This is a genomic window from Trinickia sp. (assembly GCF_051953405.1).
GTDB lineage: Bacteria > Pseudomonadota > Gammaproteobacteria > Burkholderiales > Burkholderiaceae > Trinickia.
The window spans coordinates 148,368-163,520 of sequence record NZ_JBQCIV010000086.1; the positions used below are offsets into that span (position 1 = coordinate 148,368).

The 15,153-nt window shown below is 62.1% G+C and carries 9 protein-coding genes; 2 read left to right on the top strand and 7 right to left on the bottom strand.

The window, feature by feature from the left end; all coding sequences use genetic code 11:
- Positions 1-177 precede the first annotated feature (177 nt).
- Positions 178-2,916, top strand: coding sequence for a hypothetical protein (locus tag ACTHN9_RS15425; RefSeq protein WP_440537642.1), 2,739 nt, complete (start codon positions 178-180; stop codon positions 2,914-2,916).
- Positions 2,917-3,085: 169 nt separating this feature from the next.
- Here ACTHN9_RS15425 and ACTHN9_RS15430 read toward each other — a convergent pair whose 3' ends face one another.
- Together ACTHN9_RS15430 and ACTHN9_RS15435 are read right to left on the bottom strand one after the other, a co-directional pair.
- Positions 3,086-3,529 carry a hypothetical protein gene (locus ACTHN9_RS15430; RefSeq protein WP_440537643.1) on the bottom strand — a complete coding sequence of 148 codons (444 nt, stop codon included), beginning with the start codon at positions 3,527-3,529 and terminating at the stop codon, positions 3,086-3,088.
- Positions 3,530-3,584: 55 nt separating this feature from the next.
- Positions 3,585-5,042, bottom strand: a complete 1,458-nt coding sequence (locus ACTHN9_RS15435; RefSeq protein ID WP_440537644.1) for a hypothetical protein — start codon at positions 5,040-5,042, stop codon at positions 3,585-3,587.
- Positions 5,043-5,468: 426 nt separating this feature from the next.
- Here ACTHN9_RS15435 and ACTHN9_RS15440 point away from each other — a divergent pair, with 426 nt between their 5' ends.
- Positions 5,469-6,752, top strand: coding sequence for a hypothetical protein (locus tag ACTHN9_RS15440; RefSeq protein WP_440537645.1), 1,284 nt, complete (start codon positions 5,469-5,471; stop codon positions 6,750-6,752).
- A 248-nt stretch (positions 6,753-7,000) separates the two neighbouring features.
- Here the strand turns inward: ACTHN9_RS15440 and ACTHN9_RS15445 are convergent, their stop codons facing one another.
- The 5 genes from ACTHN9_RS15445 to ACTHN9_RS15465 form a co-directional block, all read right to left on the bottom strand.
- The gene (locus ACTHN9_RS15445) at positions 7,001-7,294 is read right to left on the bottom strand and encodes a hypothetical protein (protein WP_440537646.1); all 294 of its coding nucleotides are present in this window, start codon (positions 7,292-7,294) and stop codon (positions 7,001-7,003) included.
- A gap of 38 nt (positions 7,295-7,332) precedes the next feature.
- Positions 7,333-8,937 carry a hypothetical protein gene (locus ACTHN9_RS15450; RefSeq protein ID WP_440537647.1) on the bottom strand — a complete coding sequence of 535 codons (1,605 nt, stop codon included), beginning with the start codon at positions 8,935-8,937 and terminating at the stop codon, positions 7,333-7,335.
- A gap of 268 nt (positions 8,938-9,205) precedes the next feature.
- Entirely contained in the window at positions 9,206-10,543 is a 1,338-nt protein-coding gene (locus tag ACTHN9_RS15455) for a type VI immunity family protein (protein WP_440537648.1), read from the bottom strand.
- A 54-nt stretch (positions 10,544-10,597) separates the two neighbouring features.
- Complete coding sequence (locus ACTHN9_RS15460) at positions 10,598-11,872, bottom strand: VRR-NUC domain-containing protein (protein ID WP_440537649.1); 1,275 nt, start codon at positions 11,870-11,872, stop codon at positions 10,598-10,600.
- Positions 11,873-11,875: 3 nt separating this feature from the next.
- Positions 11,876-14,716: a type VI secretion system Vgr family protein gene (locus tag ACTHN9_RS15465; RefSeq protein WP_440537650.1), complete on the bottom strand. Its 2,841-nt coding sequence runs from the start codon at positions 14,714-14,716 to the stop codon at positions 11,876-11,878.
- Positions 14,717-15,153 lie beyond the last annotated feature (437 nt).

A 15,153-nucleotide genomic window follows, 5' to 3' on the forward strand; every position in this document is an offset into this window, starting at 1 on the left:
TCGAATGCACCGCAGGGCGCCGCTCGAACTCACTCCACAGCGGGCTCCGGCGCGTTATCCGGATTGAGACGCCTCGCATCCAACCGCTCCGGCGAGAGCGCGGGCGCGTCATCGTCTTCGAGACCCCGCGCTGCGATTCCCTCCGGACAGGCGAGCGCTCCTGCGCAAGACCCGATTATGGCGTTGCTGCCGCGCATCGCGGCCGGTGAGCCGATCGACGACATGCAGGCAGGCCAGAGCACGTGGCTTCGGAACGTGTTCTATGACAATGGGAGTCTCGCAACTGGGGGAGGCGCCTATTTCGATAACTTGGGGAACGAGGACAAGGTCCAATTCCTCGAGGCCCTCAGGCTACGCCGACAGGTCTTTCGGCAGCGGGCCGAGGCAGGGACGACCGACGCGCCGGAGACTTCTCAGTTGGTCGCACGGCTCTACGAATCAGCTTTTACGGAAATTGCACCCGTCCTCGATCGGTATGCCTTGAACGACAAAATGAACGATCTGGCGGCTGAAGCGCCGAGCCTGAAGCGGTATATGACTCAGACCGGACCGCGCCCAGGCAGCGGCGAAGCCTGGGTTGAAAGCTTGAGTCACGAGCGGCAAACGCGGGTGCGAGACGCCGTTGCGGATCGAAATGCGATCCGCAATATCGGCGGCCAGCGCTTGGTTGCCGCTTCAAAGGTTCTGGCCGATCCGGCAAACGCTTTGTCGGTGGCGGCGGCAAGAATCGACCGCAGCGAGCAGGACTTGGAGCGCCTTTTCAACGACTCCGGCCTAACGGACAGAGGGACGCAGTACCTGTCACGCCTGCCCCAAGAACGTGCGGCAACGATCCAGTACAACTTCCAACTTCGAAATAGCCGACGCGCCGCGATCCCGTCGCCCGCATTTTCGCTTTCGGTCCCGGCGACACCTGCGTCGCAATCGGAGGCAGAGCTGAATCTGGATGCCTGGCGGGCGCAGTTGATGGGCCAGCCGGCTCATGCGTCACCGGTACCGGCCCATTCGCCGGAAGCATCGTTCGCCATGCCGCAGACGCCTTCCGGCGGGTGGGGGTGGGATCTAAATTCGGGTGCCGATGCCGGCCCGTCGAACTGGCACGACGAGGCGGCCTCCGCGGCGCCGCACTACGCTCGCGAGTTCTCGCTTTCCGTTCCGGCTACACCTTCCTCGGGTGCGGACTCGCACTTGGGGCTGGACGCGTGGAATGCGCAATTGACCGGGCAGCCGGCTCACGGATCGCCGGCACGGACATACTCGACGGAACCATCGTTTGCGGTGCCGCAAACGCCTTCCGGCGGGTGGGAGTGGGATCTTAATTCGAGTGCCGACGCAGGTCCATCGAACTGGCACGACGAGGCAGCCTCCGCAGCGCCGCCCTACTCTCGCGAGTTCTCGCTGTCCCTTCCGGCGACGCCGGCCGAGGGCGCAGGCGCGGGCGCTAACCTCAATCTCGCAGAGTGGCACGAGCATTTGATGGGGGGGCCTCGCGACCCGTTCGTCGCATTGCTGCCGAGCATCGAGGCCGGGGTTCCGATCGATCAAATACAGGATGGGCGGAGCACGTGGCTTCGACATTTCATTTCCGAGGAGGGAGACCTATTGCCGAATGGGCGTGCACGTATCGATCGCATGTCGAACGACGACAAGGCCCGCGTCCTCGACGGGCTCGAGCGTCGCCGACAAGCGTATCAGCGGCGGACCGCGTGCGAAAGCGCCTTCTCGGAGATTTCTCCCTTTCTGGACCGATTTGCTCTGAACGAAAAAGTAACGGATCTAGCTGAGCAGGCTCCGACTATTCGGCGATATCTGGCGCCGACCGGGCTGAACCCGCGACGCGGTGAATCGTGGTTGGCGAACTTGAGCGAGAACGCGCAAGCGCGCGTGCGGGCCGCAATTGCCGATCGAACGGCGATTCAAAACCTCGGGCGGTATCTGGTTCAAATTTCGGAACTACTTGCCGATCCCAACAGCGACTTGCCGCGAGTGGCCGCCCGCCTGGGCGGCAATTTGGAGGACCTGCAACGCCTGTTCAACGACTCCGGGTTGACCGAAAGAGGCGCACAGTATGTCGCTCGCCTGCGCCCCGAACGGCAAGCGCAAATCCAGCAAAACATGCAACTCAGGTATGGCCGACGCGAAGCGATTCCGGCGTCCGCGCCAGAATCGTCGTTCGCCATGCCAGCGATGCCGTCCGGCCAACGGCAACTGGACCTCAATGCAGGCGAAGGCCCGTCGCATCGGCAATACACCGCGCCGCACGCGTTCATGGATCCTCACGCCGCGGAACTCCGGTCTATTCTCGACGACATCGGCAGGGTGCCGCTCAGCGCGTTGCAGTATCGAGTCTCCGTTCCGCTGGACGAATACTTCGTACCGGACGAGGGGATCACCGAAAAGGGATTTCAATTCCTCAAAACGTTGAGCGAATTACAACAAATGAATCTTCAACTCGCCTTGTCGATACCACGCGATGTCATGACGTTCCATGAGATCAATGCATTGATCGAGCGATACGAAGCTGGGATCGCGGGCGCCGCCCTCAGGCGCGAAATGCCCAACTTGAGCTCGTATCTGACCGACAGCGGCGGATTCGGTGCTCGTGGGGGTAGGGTTTGGTTCCGCAACCTGCGCCCGGATCGACAAGCGCGCATCGCGCGGGCAATGGAAAACAGGCAGATCATCATCGCCATCGGCCCTCATTTCTTGAGTATGTCATCGACGTTCTCCAATCCCGCGAACGACATGGAGAGCGTCGCGCGACGGGCTAGCGCTTCCGTCGAGCAAGTGCGCCGATTCCTCACGGAAGAAGGGCTGACACCGCTTGGGCAGCGATTCGTCGAAACGTGCGATCCGCGCACGCGCCAACTGATCGAAGCGAACATCGCGCTGCGCCGCAGTCGGCAGTTTGAGTGAAGACGTGAGGCGCATCATGGATCGCCCGCGCAAATCGATCCACACGATGAACTCAAATCGATCGTCGACGATCTCGGCGAGGTCCCGATCGCCGCATTGCAGTTGCGCGTCAGGGTCCCGCCATGAGGGCATCGGCGGTCGCATCGTTCTCTCGAGGCGACCGCTAGCTTTAAACGCCGTACCGCGCTAAATCGAAATTCGACGCGACCTTCTCTAGCCATTGCGCCACGGGCTCGGCCACCTCGGTCGACACGTCCTGATCCCAAAACTGCGAGGCAACGAGCAGGTCGAGGTCGAGCCCGTCAAGCGAGAACGACGCCATCACGGCGCCGATCTGCAGCTTCCTGGCGCGCTCGACGATGCTCCACACGTTGACTTGGCCGGCATTGCACATCAGCTCGATTCGAAAGGCTTCCTTTTCCACCCCATCGAGCGATTTATCGTTCAGCCAGTCGACTCTCGAGGCCAGCATGTCGTCCTGCAGCAACACGCACAGCAGCCGCTTTGCCTGCGCGCCCGTGAGCGGAACGACAACGAACCGCTCGGTTTCGAACTTCTTCGACTGCGCAGGATTTTCGGCCCAACGATCTCTGCGGTCTTCGTTTGTATTCATCGATTTCAACTAAAACAGGTTAGAACAAGAAGGGAGGTAAGGCAGTGCGCCGTCCTCAGAGCACCGGCTTCCACGCGGCACGGATCGCACCGCGGATCTGTGCCATGGCCTGGCCTTGCGCCTCGCGGTCGAAGCCGTAGAAAGCTTGATCGAACGCAGTGCCAAGCTGAGCGCGCATCGCGTCGGCTTGCGTTCGCAGCGCTTGTGCCTGCGCCAGCGAAATGCGGTTGAATGTCGCGACGGGCAGATAATCCATCGCCCAATTGCCGTTGTTCCCGGAACCGGGTGCCGGCTCTGGCGGCACTTTCCCGGTCGCGAGCAGCGCCGCGCCGACGAAACACTCCGCGAGCCGCTGCTCTTCGCCCCGGTCGCCCGACCTGATCGAGCGCCAGGCGGCGTTCGTCACATCCTTTGGCCAGATGTCGACGATTGCAGCCGACACGGCTCGGATCGCATCGGCATCCCCGCTGAAATACGCCCTTTGCAGCGTGTCGCTGCCGACGGCTCGCTCGAGTTCCGCGGCGGCCGTGGCCCACCGCTTTCCGTTGGGCAGCCGTTCGAAATCGTACGGACTGAGCTTGCCCACCGCATGGCCCGGAAGTCGATCCGCGAATCGCTCTGTCAGCGCCTCATTGATCGTCTCCGCGTAGGGACTGCCTGAAATGCCGGACATGAAGGCGTCATGCGTGAAGCAGTGCAAGTATTCGTGATGAACCGTATGGCGGCCGCCCGCATGCCGCACAAAGCGATTCAATTGGAGATCCGTCGGACGCCAATCGCCCACTGGCTGATTGCGGCGAGCCACGGTCCCCCCCTTCCATGCGGGAAGATCGTCGACGATACGCGGTGACACTTCGAAACATGCGCTGTCCAGTGGAATGAAACTGCCGTGCTGCTGCATCACTTCGGCGCGGCCCATGGCAACGGTATGTTCATCCACGCGATCGCTCAAGCTCCAGCCGCTATTGAGCAGGCCGATGGGGCGTTCGACGATGTCGCGCGGATGGCGAGCCGCCCGATAGGCAGTGGTCACCGCCGCCAGGCCGACGTAGACCTTGACGGCGAGATACAGATTGGAAGCCGCCGTGCGGCCAGCGCGGCGCGCGAACCCAGCGAGCCCGCCGGGTTGCTCGGCATGGGCGGCATCGCCCGCGCCGCGTTCTTCAGGCGGCGTCGATGTGCTGGCCTGGGGCTGCGCGGAAGTCGCCGGCAGGACGGTACGCCGCCGACGCACGCCAGTAGGCTCGGCGACTTGCGCTTCGCCTACGCGCGCGGCTGCTTCGATCGAAGGCAACTCTGTACCCCGTGGCGCTCCGGCGCAGGTGCCGGTAGGCGTTGAGACAGTCGGACGTCGCGGGCTGAGTGCGTCCAAATGTCCGCCTTGATGGCCCGAAAGTGTGCGCTCTCTCGGCTCCTGCCCGGCATCCGAATCGCGCTGGTCGGTTTCAGTGCCCTGATGCCGGTTGACGTTGACGGGTTGGGCGCCCTCGCTGGGCGAGTTGATTCTCGGCATCGCACGCTCCGTACATAGGGTAGTCGCACGCCTCTCAGCGCGGCGCCTTCAGCGCACGTTGCGCATTGCGCGCCGGTGGCGAAGGCCGAGCGGCAAGCAGCGTCTACGATTTATCGAAATACGTATTTTTCTCACACGATGACGTGTGCAGCGTACTGTGGCGGCGAAAGACAAGGGAGCAAAGCGAAAGATCGGTGCGATCCTTCCGGCAGCACAGCCGTCGAAACCGCTTTATTGCCACGTATGTCCCGCATTTCGGTTTCCACGGGACGACACAAAAAACCCGACAACCTAGGCCGCGAACTTTCGTTTTTCGAATACCTATTCCGCCTGCGAATACGACGACAGTCGATTTTTATCGAAATATTCAAGGCGCGGGCAAACGCCGCCGCATTCCAATACCAGATCATCGAAGAGGTGGGAACCATGAAGAAGGCAAGCGATACGAGCATGGCGTGTCACGCACGCTGCGCGATCGATTCACGCGACAAACCGAACGGATTCGCCGATCGGTATGTCGCGGCCGCTTTGATTTCACTCGCCCTGTTCGGCTGCGGCGGCGCAGGCACTGGCGACGCCGCCCCCGGCACCAGCGCCAAGACGGCGGCTGTCCCTGCGGGCGCGAGCCAAACGGCGGTCAAACACGACCAGAGCACGCCGAGCAATCCGGCCACGGCGATCCTCGAGAAAATGGGCCTGGTGCCGCGCCTGCAAATCGGCCTCGGCGCCGGCCAATCGATCGACGATATGAAAGCCCAGGGCATTCGCCCCGACATCATCGACACCTACCTCGTCGGCGTGGGCGCGGGCTCCTGGCCGTACTGGAATACCGACGGCGCGTATATCACGTACACCGCGCAAAACGATCGAGCGTACGGGGCGACGCCGATGTTTACGCTGTACCAGATGGCAGCCAAAGGCGATGGCAATCTGAGCGGCATCAACGACTCGACCTTCATGGATACCTACTGGTCGCAGGTACGCATGATGTACGAGCGCATCAACGATCTCAACATGCCGGTGCTCGTCAACTTGGAGCCCGACTTCTGGGGCTACGTGTATGCGCAAGCGCCCAATCACGATGCGACGCAACTGCCCGCGGTCGTGAACGACCAGCCCGAATGTAGCTGGATGCCCAATAGCGCTGCCGGGATCGGCCAGTGCCTCATCTCGATGGCACGGTGGCACGCGCCCAAAGCGTTGATCGGCTTTCCGCCCGCGTTCTGGAATGGTGCGCCCGATGTCGTCGCCAAGGAAATGCAGACCGTCGGTGCCGATCGCGCCGATTTCATCGTCGCGCAAACCAGCGATCGCGATGCGGGCTGCCTGGAATTGGCCAACATCGGCGAATGCATGGGCCGTACCGGTCCGTTCTATCGCGATGAAAACAACATCGCCACGCCCAACTTCCACGAGGAGCAAGCCCAATACTCGACTTACCGTGCCGCCTTGGGCAACGCGCTGCCGATGCTATGGTGGCAAACGCCGTTGGGCGTTCCGTCCGACACGCCCGGAGGCACGCCCGGCCACTACCGTGACAACCACGCCGATTACATGCTGAAGTACCCGTGGGAGTACGGCGGCATCAGCACGTTCGCGATCGTCTTTAGCGGCGGCGGCACGTATTCGACGTCGATCAATACCGACGGCGGACAGTTCGCGCGCCTGCTCGGACACTACCTCTCGTACGGTGGTGTGGGCGTGAATTAAGTTTGGCTCGCTTCGCGACGATGCATAGGGTTCGCCCATCGGCACTCAACGGCCCGTCCCACCGCGAAGCGCAGCCGCCGACATCCAAGGTGCGCTGCGCCGAGGTGCCACAATCACCGAATTCGGCGGGCATCGTCGAAACGAGAACGAACACGAATCAGTACTCGATTCAACGGGAGCGAGGAACGGGCGCCCGAATCAGCCATGTGCATCCGTGGGTCTCGCCGTATCGAGTCCCACGGCTTCGCTCATTCGTTGCGACGCTTTCGCCACTCATGGACCGCGGCGACCGAACGTTTCGCCCAGTCCGCCGGGAGCGGCGGCTCAGACCATTGCCGCATCAGTGCTTGATGGCGCATTTCATTCGATAGGCCGCTCAAGTAGCCGATGCCTTCTCGGGCGTAGCGCGCCGCCTGCTCCGGGTTGAGTTCGGCCGTTGCACCGAACGAGATGGCTCCGTTCTCGACCAGTACGTCGAGGAATAGCTTTCCGTCGTCCTCCAATAGGAACCAACTCCACGGCTCTTCCGCGATGACCCGCATCCGCTTTCCTCGCTCGCTGAAACACCCAATAGAACGCACTACCCCCCAGCCGTTCCGCTAGTGCTCGCCCCGGCCGCTGCCGCCTCTTCGAGCAACGCCCCTATCCGCACGATCTGCATCATTTGCCGCGCAATCGATTCGTGGTCTCCATCGAGAAGCCGGATCGGTGCGGTATCGCTTCTGCCGTCATCGAAGAAGCCGACATCGTCATCGATGGATTCGAGGATGTCCTGCGCGATGTCCTTCGCCTTCGGCAAGTCTCGGCTCAACGCCGCCGCGCGGGCCTCATCGATTCGACCGATGTAGCTACGCGCTCTCGCTTTCTGCTCAGGGGTAGCGTCCTTGGCCGAGCCCAACGCGTTGCGCTTCTCATCGATTTCTTTCAGTGCGCCGATGACGCCGCGCCGAGGCTCCTCCGCGCGCAGCAGATCGAGCAACTGCCGATAGCGCGGCATCACCCTGACCATCCCCTCGAGCACGCCGAATGCATTGTGCCGGTGATTGTCGATTGCGCGCAAATTGAAATCCTCCCGGCCGCGGGCGGCGTGCAATATTCCCGTCAACGTCGTGTTCAACCATTGAACATGCAGCTCGACGATAGCGGGATGCGCAAAAGCCCCGCCATGCGGCTCAATCTGAACGATATGCGTAAGCAGTGTCCGCCCGTTCGCGTGGCGAGCCTGCGGATCGACGCGCGGGTTCGCCACGAGATCGTTCAACATCGATTCCCAATGCGATGAGCGCCCGTGATAGTTCACAGCGTCTTCCCATTTTTCGAGAACCTGAAATAAAGGCGTTCTTCCCTTGGCATCGAGCCTGTTCGGGTCGGCATTAGGGTGCCGTCCGATTGCTCGGACGATGCTGGGGCTGGCTCGTTCGATGGCGAGCTGCATCGGGGTTCGCTCGCCGCCCGGCGCCAGGTCGGGCAGCGCGTCGCTGCGTTCGAGAATCGCAAGCGCCACTTGTTCGGCGCCGGGCGCTCGCTTTCCGTTCATGTTCCTGAGCGCAAGGCTTAATGGCGTCAGGCCGTTCCGGTCGGGCAAGTTGACGTCGAACAGCGGCGCCTTGACGCCGGAAGCTGGCGCAGCGTGAAGCCCGAGCAGCAGCTTCGCGATCCCCTCGTCGCCCTGCAATGCCGCATGCGCCAGCGCCGTGCGACCGTCCGCATCGGGCAGATTCGCGAGGTGGCGAAAGTGCGTGTCGTCGTCCGTCCCCGGTTGCGCAGCCAATGCTTCGGCCATGCCGGCTGCTTGCAGGATGACGTGTACGGCGTCTCGATTGCCGGTGGACACGGCGTGCGTCAGCAGCGTATGCCCTGTAGCCGTACGCTCCGTCATCAAACGAGGCAGCATGCTCAGCAATTGCCGCAGCCGCGGCGCGTTCCCTTTGTCGATGGCCGCGACGACTTCCTTGATGGCCGCGTCGGAGGCGGCCGCTCGCGCGCTCGTCATGCCCGAGATCGCCAGGCGTGGCCTCGGCGCGCCTGGCGATGCGCTGCCCCTCGCCGCCAGCGGCAACCTATGCGCCGCGCCGGAAGACTGGCCAACCGGCGAGGCAGGGGAAGGCTGATGCGGTTGCGCTTCGGACGACGGGGCCGGATTCGATGCCGGCGTTTCCAAACGAGCGGGGGCGATGGGTCTCATGATCGAAGGCGAATGCACTGGAGGAAGAATCGACCCGCGGAGTTTGACGCGATACCCCCTGGCCGCGGCGCCGTCCGGCGAAATCGCGTCCCCAGTGCTGAAACGATCGGTCACGGCAAACGTTTTGGCGTGACCGATCCAGCCCGAGCAAATCGATGCCTGGCTGAATCCCAATCTCGCCGACTTCGCTGCGCTGCATGCGATTCTCGACGCACGCACGTGAGCGTGCCGTACTACGAGCACCGCCTGGCCACCTAGGTGGTCGGCATCACTTGGCACTATCTTGGCTGGGTGCCCAGATCCAATACGTTGCCCCCCACTTGCTGCCTTCGATAGCCGGCATGATCTCTCCTTGCTTGAAATATCGCCGGCTACCTTGCATCGCGTGCGTATACCACCAACCCGCTTCCGGGCAGGGGCTGCCACCCTGCACGCTGTTGCGACGCTTCTCGGGAGGCGGAGGGACGATCTTCGGCGGCTGTGGGATCGGCTGCGCATCCCATCGATCGAAACGGGCCTCCCAGGACCGCGCGTGCTTACTGTCTGCATTCGGGAGATGCGGATCATATAGGTGCAGCCCGTCCGGCTTCGGATTGCGCAGCACGCGCAACACCTCGTTGACGAAGACGTAAGGCTCGGGCAAGCCTTCCTCCGGCGCACCCAGGCGCGGAAACGGGCCGGCTCGTACCAGGACGCAGTGATTGATGCGCTCGATCAGGATGTCGTCTCGATCCAGTGCCTTACGCAGTTCGGCGTCACCGCCGAGCCGCTCGACGAATAGGTCTCCGAGCAGGGTGTACCAGTTCACGCCCTTGATGAAACCCCATGATCCGACGTTCGAGCCCGGATTGAGATACGGGTAGTAGGCAGTCATGCGTTCCTCGGTGCCGTCGAACGAGTCCGGACACCATTCGTGCGTCGACAAATGCGCGCAGGCATCGATCTCGATCCCGCTGAATCGCTGCGCGATTGCCCATTCCTGGGCTTGCCAGTTGTGATAGTCGTAGGCTGTGACCGCCGACAATCCACCGTAGCCGCCTCGCACGTCCAACTGCTCGCACAAGTACCGCAGAAACGCTTCAGACTGCGCCTGCCCCTCGGGGCGCGTCACCAGTTCCATCGGTACGCTGAACTTCAGGTACGAGTAGCCGATTTCCCGTCCCTTCGGCGAGGTCCAGCCTTCCGGGGATGTGTAGTCCTCCAAATTCGTAATGTTGGTCAGCGTTCTTATCTGGTAGTCCGGCGCCATTTTCGAATTCGGCGCGCTTGACCGGATCACGCTTACGGCCTCATCGAACGGCGTCTCAATGATCGCCCGACGGATTTTCTCGACGCCTTTCGCATCGCGTCGGCTAAGCTTCCCGAGGTCGGTATCCTTGCCGGTGACGAGGTGTTCGCCGAACATCTCGTCGAACCGATCGAAGCACGCGAGCAGTGCCTGCCGTCCTTCCGGCGTTCCGCCATGCGCGAAGAAAATCGTCCCGATCACCCCGGGCTTCATGGCGAAACTATTGTCCGCGAGCCGTACGCTCAGGTCCTCGAAATAGCGTGCATACGCCGCAAACGGCGTCAGCACGACGGGCTTCGTCGTTTCATCGATGCTCATGTCTTTCCCTGTCTAGCCTTCTTTCCGATCGTTTGATTTTCGCATCGCCGCTTGTTACGCTGCGGCCATCTCCGAAACACCCAATACAGCGGCCAGCACGGCGACGGCTGCTGCCGAAGCCGTTGCGATGATAGCGGCCAGTGCAAGCAGGATGGCTAGGAGCACCTCCGACAGCACGACAATCACGACCACGCCGGCAACCACCGCGATTAGCGCCACCAGCCCCTTGACGATGGACGTGCCCACCTGCGTCCAATTGATCTGCCTGAACAACTCCCAGGTCATGTCGGTCGAGCGCACGATCGCCTGCCAGCCGGCTTTTAGCTGAGCGGCCGTGTACCGGAAAACCTCTTGTCCCTTTGCATCCACATAGCACCAGGCCGCGCCAGCGGTCTCCTGCACCCACTGGCCGGCTGCCAGGGTCCAAGGCGCATGTTGGCGCAGCCATCCCTGCATTTCCGACGAAAGATACTGCGCCCCGGCATTCAGCGTGTCCCAGACCGCAGCCACGGCCACTTCGCCTTCCGCCTCGGCCTGCCGCAGCCACGTTTCATACCATGCAGGCTCGGGAATGGCTTCGACGCTGCGAATCGCAAGACGCAGGCGCTTTCGACGCTCTTCGCGACGTCGGCTCATTTCCGCTTCGCGTTCTGCGCCTGACATTGCCCGCACCCGCGCATGCGCCTCCTCGAGATCGCCGTGACAGTCGCTCACATCGATCACCGTCATGTGCTCTTTGTACAAGCCAGGTGGAGCGGCAATCCACTGATAATCACGTTCCTGGCCCTCGCCCCAGTCATCGCCCGGGAACTTGATTTCCACGAGCCGCAGCGAATTGTTGCCGTGTTCCTTGCCCTCGTGATCGATAAGGCTGCGTCCCGGCCAGCGGTCATCCGGGTTTATTACGATGATCACATCGGGCCGTCTCAGCATGCCGGGCTTGGCCCCCTTCGCCTGTGGAAAGGGATTCAAACTGTGTCGGCGGCCGGGTCCGTCCTCGACCTCGCTGCTCAGATAGGGGATGGGGGCGCGACGTCCACCGGATTGCCGGGCCGGTGTCATATCGAAGCAGACCTCGGCCTTGTACTGCCAGTAGAAATCGGCGATCGCCTCGTCGAGACGAATCGCCCAACTCATCGCGATCTGCTTGAGCATAGCAATGGTGTTCGAGCCATCGGGCAACTGGACGTTGGCGAAGTCCGGTACCTTGAGCGCGAACTCGATTTTCTCTTGCAGATAGCCCTTCGTCCCCGGTGGCAGCTCCGCATAGGTCTTCTGTTCGTTGATCGTCGTACAGGTGGTCGCAACCTGCACCATCGTGCCGGCCATGTGTCAGCTCTCCTTCGAATTGATGTAGTCCTTCGCGATGCTGGCCCGATCGAGACCGGCGAGCTGCCACGACTCGGCTTGCGCGAGTCGAGGCTTATACGCCTGTAAGGGCACGTCCTGCGAGTCCTGCGTAAAGACAGGTGTGGTTTCGCCACGCTCGTTCGTGACGCTCTGTAGCGTTCGCCCATCGGGCGTCTTGAGCGAGTACGGATGCCGCAGTAGCGGCGAGCCGTCGGTTTGGTCCTTCAGAACGTACTGCGCCTGATGCGATGGCTTGAAGGGCGTCAATTGCGCCGGACTGCTCGCCGGTCCATCAAAGCTGTGCTTGCTGCCCTTGTACGTGATGCCGCCGGGCGCGTGAATTTCGATGTTGCCATCCGCGATACGGATGATGGCGCCGGCGCATTGCAGTTCAATGGCCTTGCTCGCCGAGAGTCGAATGAGGTCGGTCATCGACTCCATTTCCACGGCCTTTTGCGCGGCCAGCCGAATCAAGTCATCATGCGCTTCCAGCTGCATCGGACCATGCGCCGCGGTCGCCTTCAGTCCCGCGCCTGCGTTGAACTCCACCTGTTCGCGTGCCGACGCATGTAGGCGAGCCCCAGCGGTCATTTGGATATGCTTGGCCGCCGCATGATCGACGTTCTCGCCGGCGAACACGGCGTGCGTTTTCGGTGTGAAGTGTCCCGCGCCCCCACGCGCCGCAAACGCCATCATGTCGCCGTCGTTGGCACCCGGTGCCGAACTCCACTGCTTCAACTTTTGCGCCAGTGTCTCGAGCCCCACCTTGTCCGGCCCCTGTAGGCCATGCTGGTGAGCGTAATCGCCCATGGCCGCGAACAGCTCGCCGAACTGGTCAAGCAGCGCGAGCATTTCCTCGCGATCGAGCAAGCCGCCACTCGCGGCAGTGCGCGCATAGGTCGTCAGCATCAAGCCGTTTGCCGCGCGAGCGACAAGCGATGCGTCCGTGCGCAATTCCGCCCCGTACCCGCGCGACTTGCCCAAGCCGCTGTCGCTCGGATGCGCAATGTGTCCTAGATTGAGCTGCGAATAGCCCTCATCGCTCGCCACTTGCGCATTGATCTGCTGCGGCCAGTCGGACAGCACCACTTGATTGCCGCGGCCGCCGTTGATCTCGCGGCTGCGAAACCCGAGCATGTAGGGGTTGCCGGGCAATTGGGTGACGCGAGAGAACGCCGTCGGCATGTGACGGATATCGTTGAGCGTGCCCTTGATGAATAGGCGATCAGGATCGCCCGCCAGGCTGTCGAGCACCACACGCATCCCGGGCCGCAACGGGAAAGAAAAGCCGTACCGATCCCCCGCCCAAGGATTGAGCACGAGCAGCGGTGCGCTGTCCGCCGGCGTGCCGCTGGTTCCACCGCCGTCCTCGTGATCTTTCGGGTTCAGCCCAAGCAGTTGCACCCATGCACGGCCATATTCATCAGTCGACAGCGGCATGGCTTGCGATGCAACGATGCGGCCAAGAATAGGCGGCGTCGGCGGCAGATCGATGCGAGGCTCGTAAGCGGGCGTGAGCGGCACGCCGCGTCGCACGCAGGAAAGCGCAATCTCATAGCGTTCGCCGGTCAGCGGCGCGTAATCGGTGCCGAAGGCGGAGTTCTCGATCGGACCGGCAAACCGACTACGGCTCGCGGCAAATACCCGTTGCGCGTGTTCATCAAGCCCTTTGGGCAAGTTGTTCCACATCCGCCGATGCAGTTCGATCGTGACGAACTTCCGTTCTTTCTCCGGCTTGAGCGCGAGCGGGACATATCCCTCCAGCTCAAACCATTCCGCAAGGCCGATATCGACTACGTTGCCCATGAAATCGACGCGCTGCGCCCGGTGGTCGTGCGACAGCATCCGGGCTCGGGCAAGCCGGCTGAGGTCGCTATGGGAATCACCGGCGTGGGGTCCGTAGATGCGATAGTCGGTGAGTAGCGCGGCTAGGCCATTGCCGGCCTCGCCATGATCGACTTCGCTCTTATAGGTGGTGCCGTCCACGCGAGCCGTCTTGTAGTCGGGCGACTCGATAGCCGTCTTGCCCGACGTAATTGCCTGCGTCCAAGTGATCGAAACGATGCCTTCCTTCGTGTCGGTGCCACTCCTGCGCCGATAGTGGAGCGTTCCGGCTCGCGTCTGTGGCAGGCTGAGCGGACTATCGAACATGGCAATGGTGTGCATTGGCGTGGTGCAATCCTTGCCGGTTTTGCCATTGCGATCCCCTGCCCGAGCGAAATACGTGATGCCATCACGACGGGCGAGCCGCTCGATAAATTTGCCGTCCGGTTCGTCCGCCTGCCGTACAAACGCTCGCTCGGGATATCGACTGCGATCCAGCATCGACAAATCGAGATCGACGGCGCGGGAGAACGCCGGCGTGCGGCTGTAATCGGAAAACAGCGTGTGAAATACGTCGGGGAGTCGTTGTCCCGTAAAGATGCGCGAATTGCACTTGCCGCGCAGCAGCGTGATGGCATCGACGATCGTGAGTTCATAACAGGTCAATTCGCCATCGGATGCGCCGATCCGCACCTCTGTGACGATGCCGTTGACGGTGCGGAACCGGCCCCTATCGGCTCCAGACATCTCGATGCCCACCGGAAGGCCGAGAAACCGCGACGGCAACAGATCGTCGCGCACCGAGACATAGACAAGCCGGCCAGTTAGACCGGTCATCAGCCCTTCGCGGATGTCGGCATAGAGCAGCGCGAGCAGCCAGTCGAAGTCTCGCTGATGAGCTTGGCCCCAGTTCGTGCGAATGGGGCGCTTACCGAAAGCGCTAGTGAGTTCGGCGACGTTGCGGATTTGATCGTAGTACGACAAGACAGACCTTTTCATCGACGGACGGGTGCGCGAATCGCACAACGCGATTCACGCGCAACGAATAGCGAGATGTCGCTCTCCAGCGACCTGTCAGCAAACGTTTCGCGGATGGCCTTTCATGCGAGGCGAGCGGATTGCGATGCTATGCGAGAGCGACTTAGCGTTCTCGGTTGCTTGTTTTTGCGCTTGGCATTGACTGGGACTCCTTTCGATTCGGCCGTAATCTTCGGAAATGCTCTCTCGTACTGCTGTTTGAATTTTGTAGGTCGGGATTATAGCAATGGCACTTGCCCCGTCCGCCCCCCATTCCATTGTCCGGACCAATTCGCGAAAAATCGCTCGCTAGCGCCGAGCGCGAAATCTACTGCAACGCCAATGGACTCGTCGACGCCCACCGCGGCGGTGTTGAGATGTTCGCGTGCGCCTGCGTGAAGTGCGACTACCTTCGCGCA

Coding starts and splice junctions, on each gene's coding strand:
- ACTHN9_RS15435 (WP_440537644.1), bottom strand. CDS start 5,042: ATGCCGAGAATCAACTCGCCCAGCGAGGGCGCCCAACCCGTCAACGTC.
- ACTHN9_RS15445 (WP_440537646.1), bottom strand. CDS start 7,294: ATGCGGGTCATCGCGGAAGAGCCGTGGAGTTGGTTCCTATTGGAGGAC.
- ACTHN9_RS15440 (WP_440537645.1), top strand. CDS start 5,469: ATGAAGAAGGCAAGCGATACGAGCATGGCGTGTCACGCACGCTGCGCG.
- ACTHN9_RS15430 (WP_440537643.1), bottom strand. CDS start 3,529: ATGAATACAAACGAAGACCGCAGAGATCGTTGGGCCGAAAATCCTGCG.
- ACTHN9_RS15465 (WP_440537650.1), bottom strand. CDS start 14,716: ATGAAAAGGTCTGTCTTGTCGTACTACGATCAAATCCGCAACGTCGCC.
- ACTHN9_RS15450 (WP_440537647.1), bottom strand. CDS start 8,937: ATGAGACCCATCGCCCCCGCTCGTTTGGAAACGCCGGCATCGAATCCG.
- ACTHN9_RS15425 (WP_440537642.1), top strand. CDS start 178: ATGGCGTTGCTGCCGCGCATCGCGGCCGGTGAGCCGATCGACGACATG.
- ACTHN9_RS15455 (WP_440537648.1), bottom strand. CDS start 10,543: ATGAGCATCGATGAAACGACGAAGCCCGTCGTGCTGACGCCGTTTGCG.
- ACTHN9_RS15460 (WP_440537649.1), bottom strand. CDS start 11,872: ATGGCCGGCACGATGGTGCAGGTTGCGACCACCTGTACGACGATCAAC.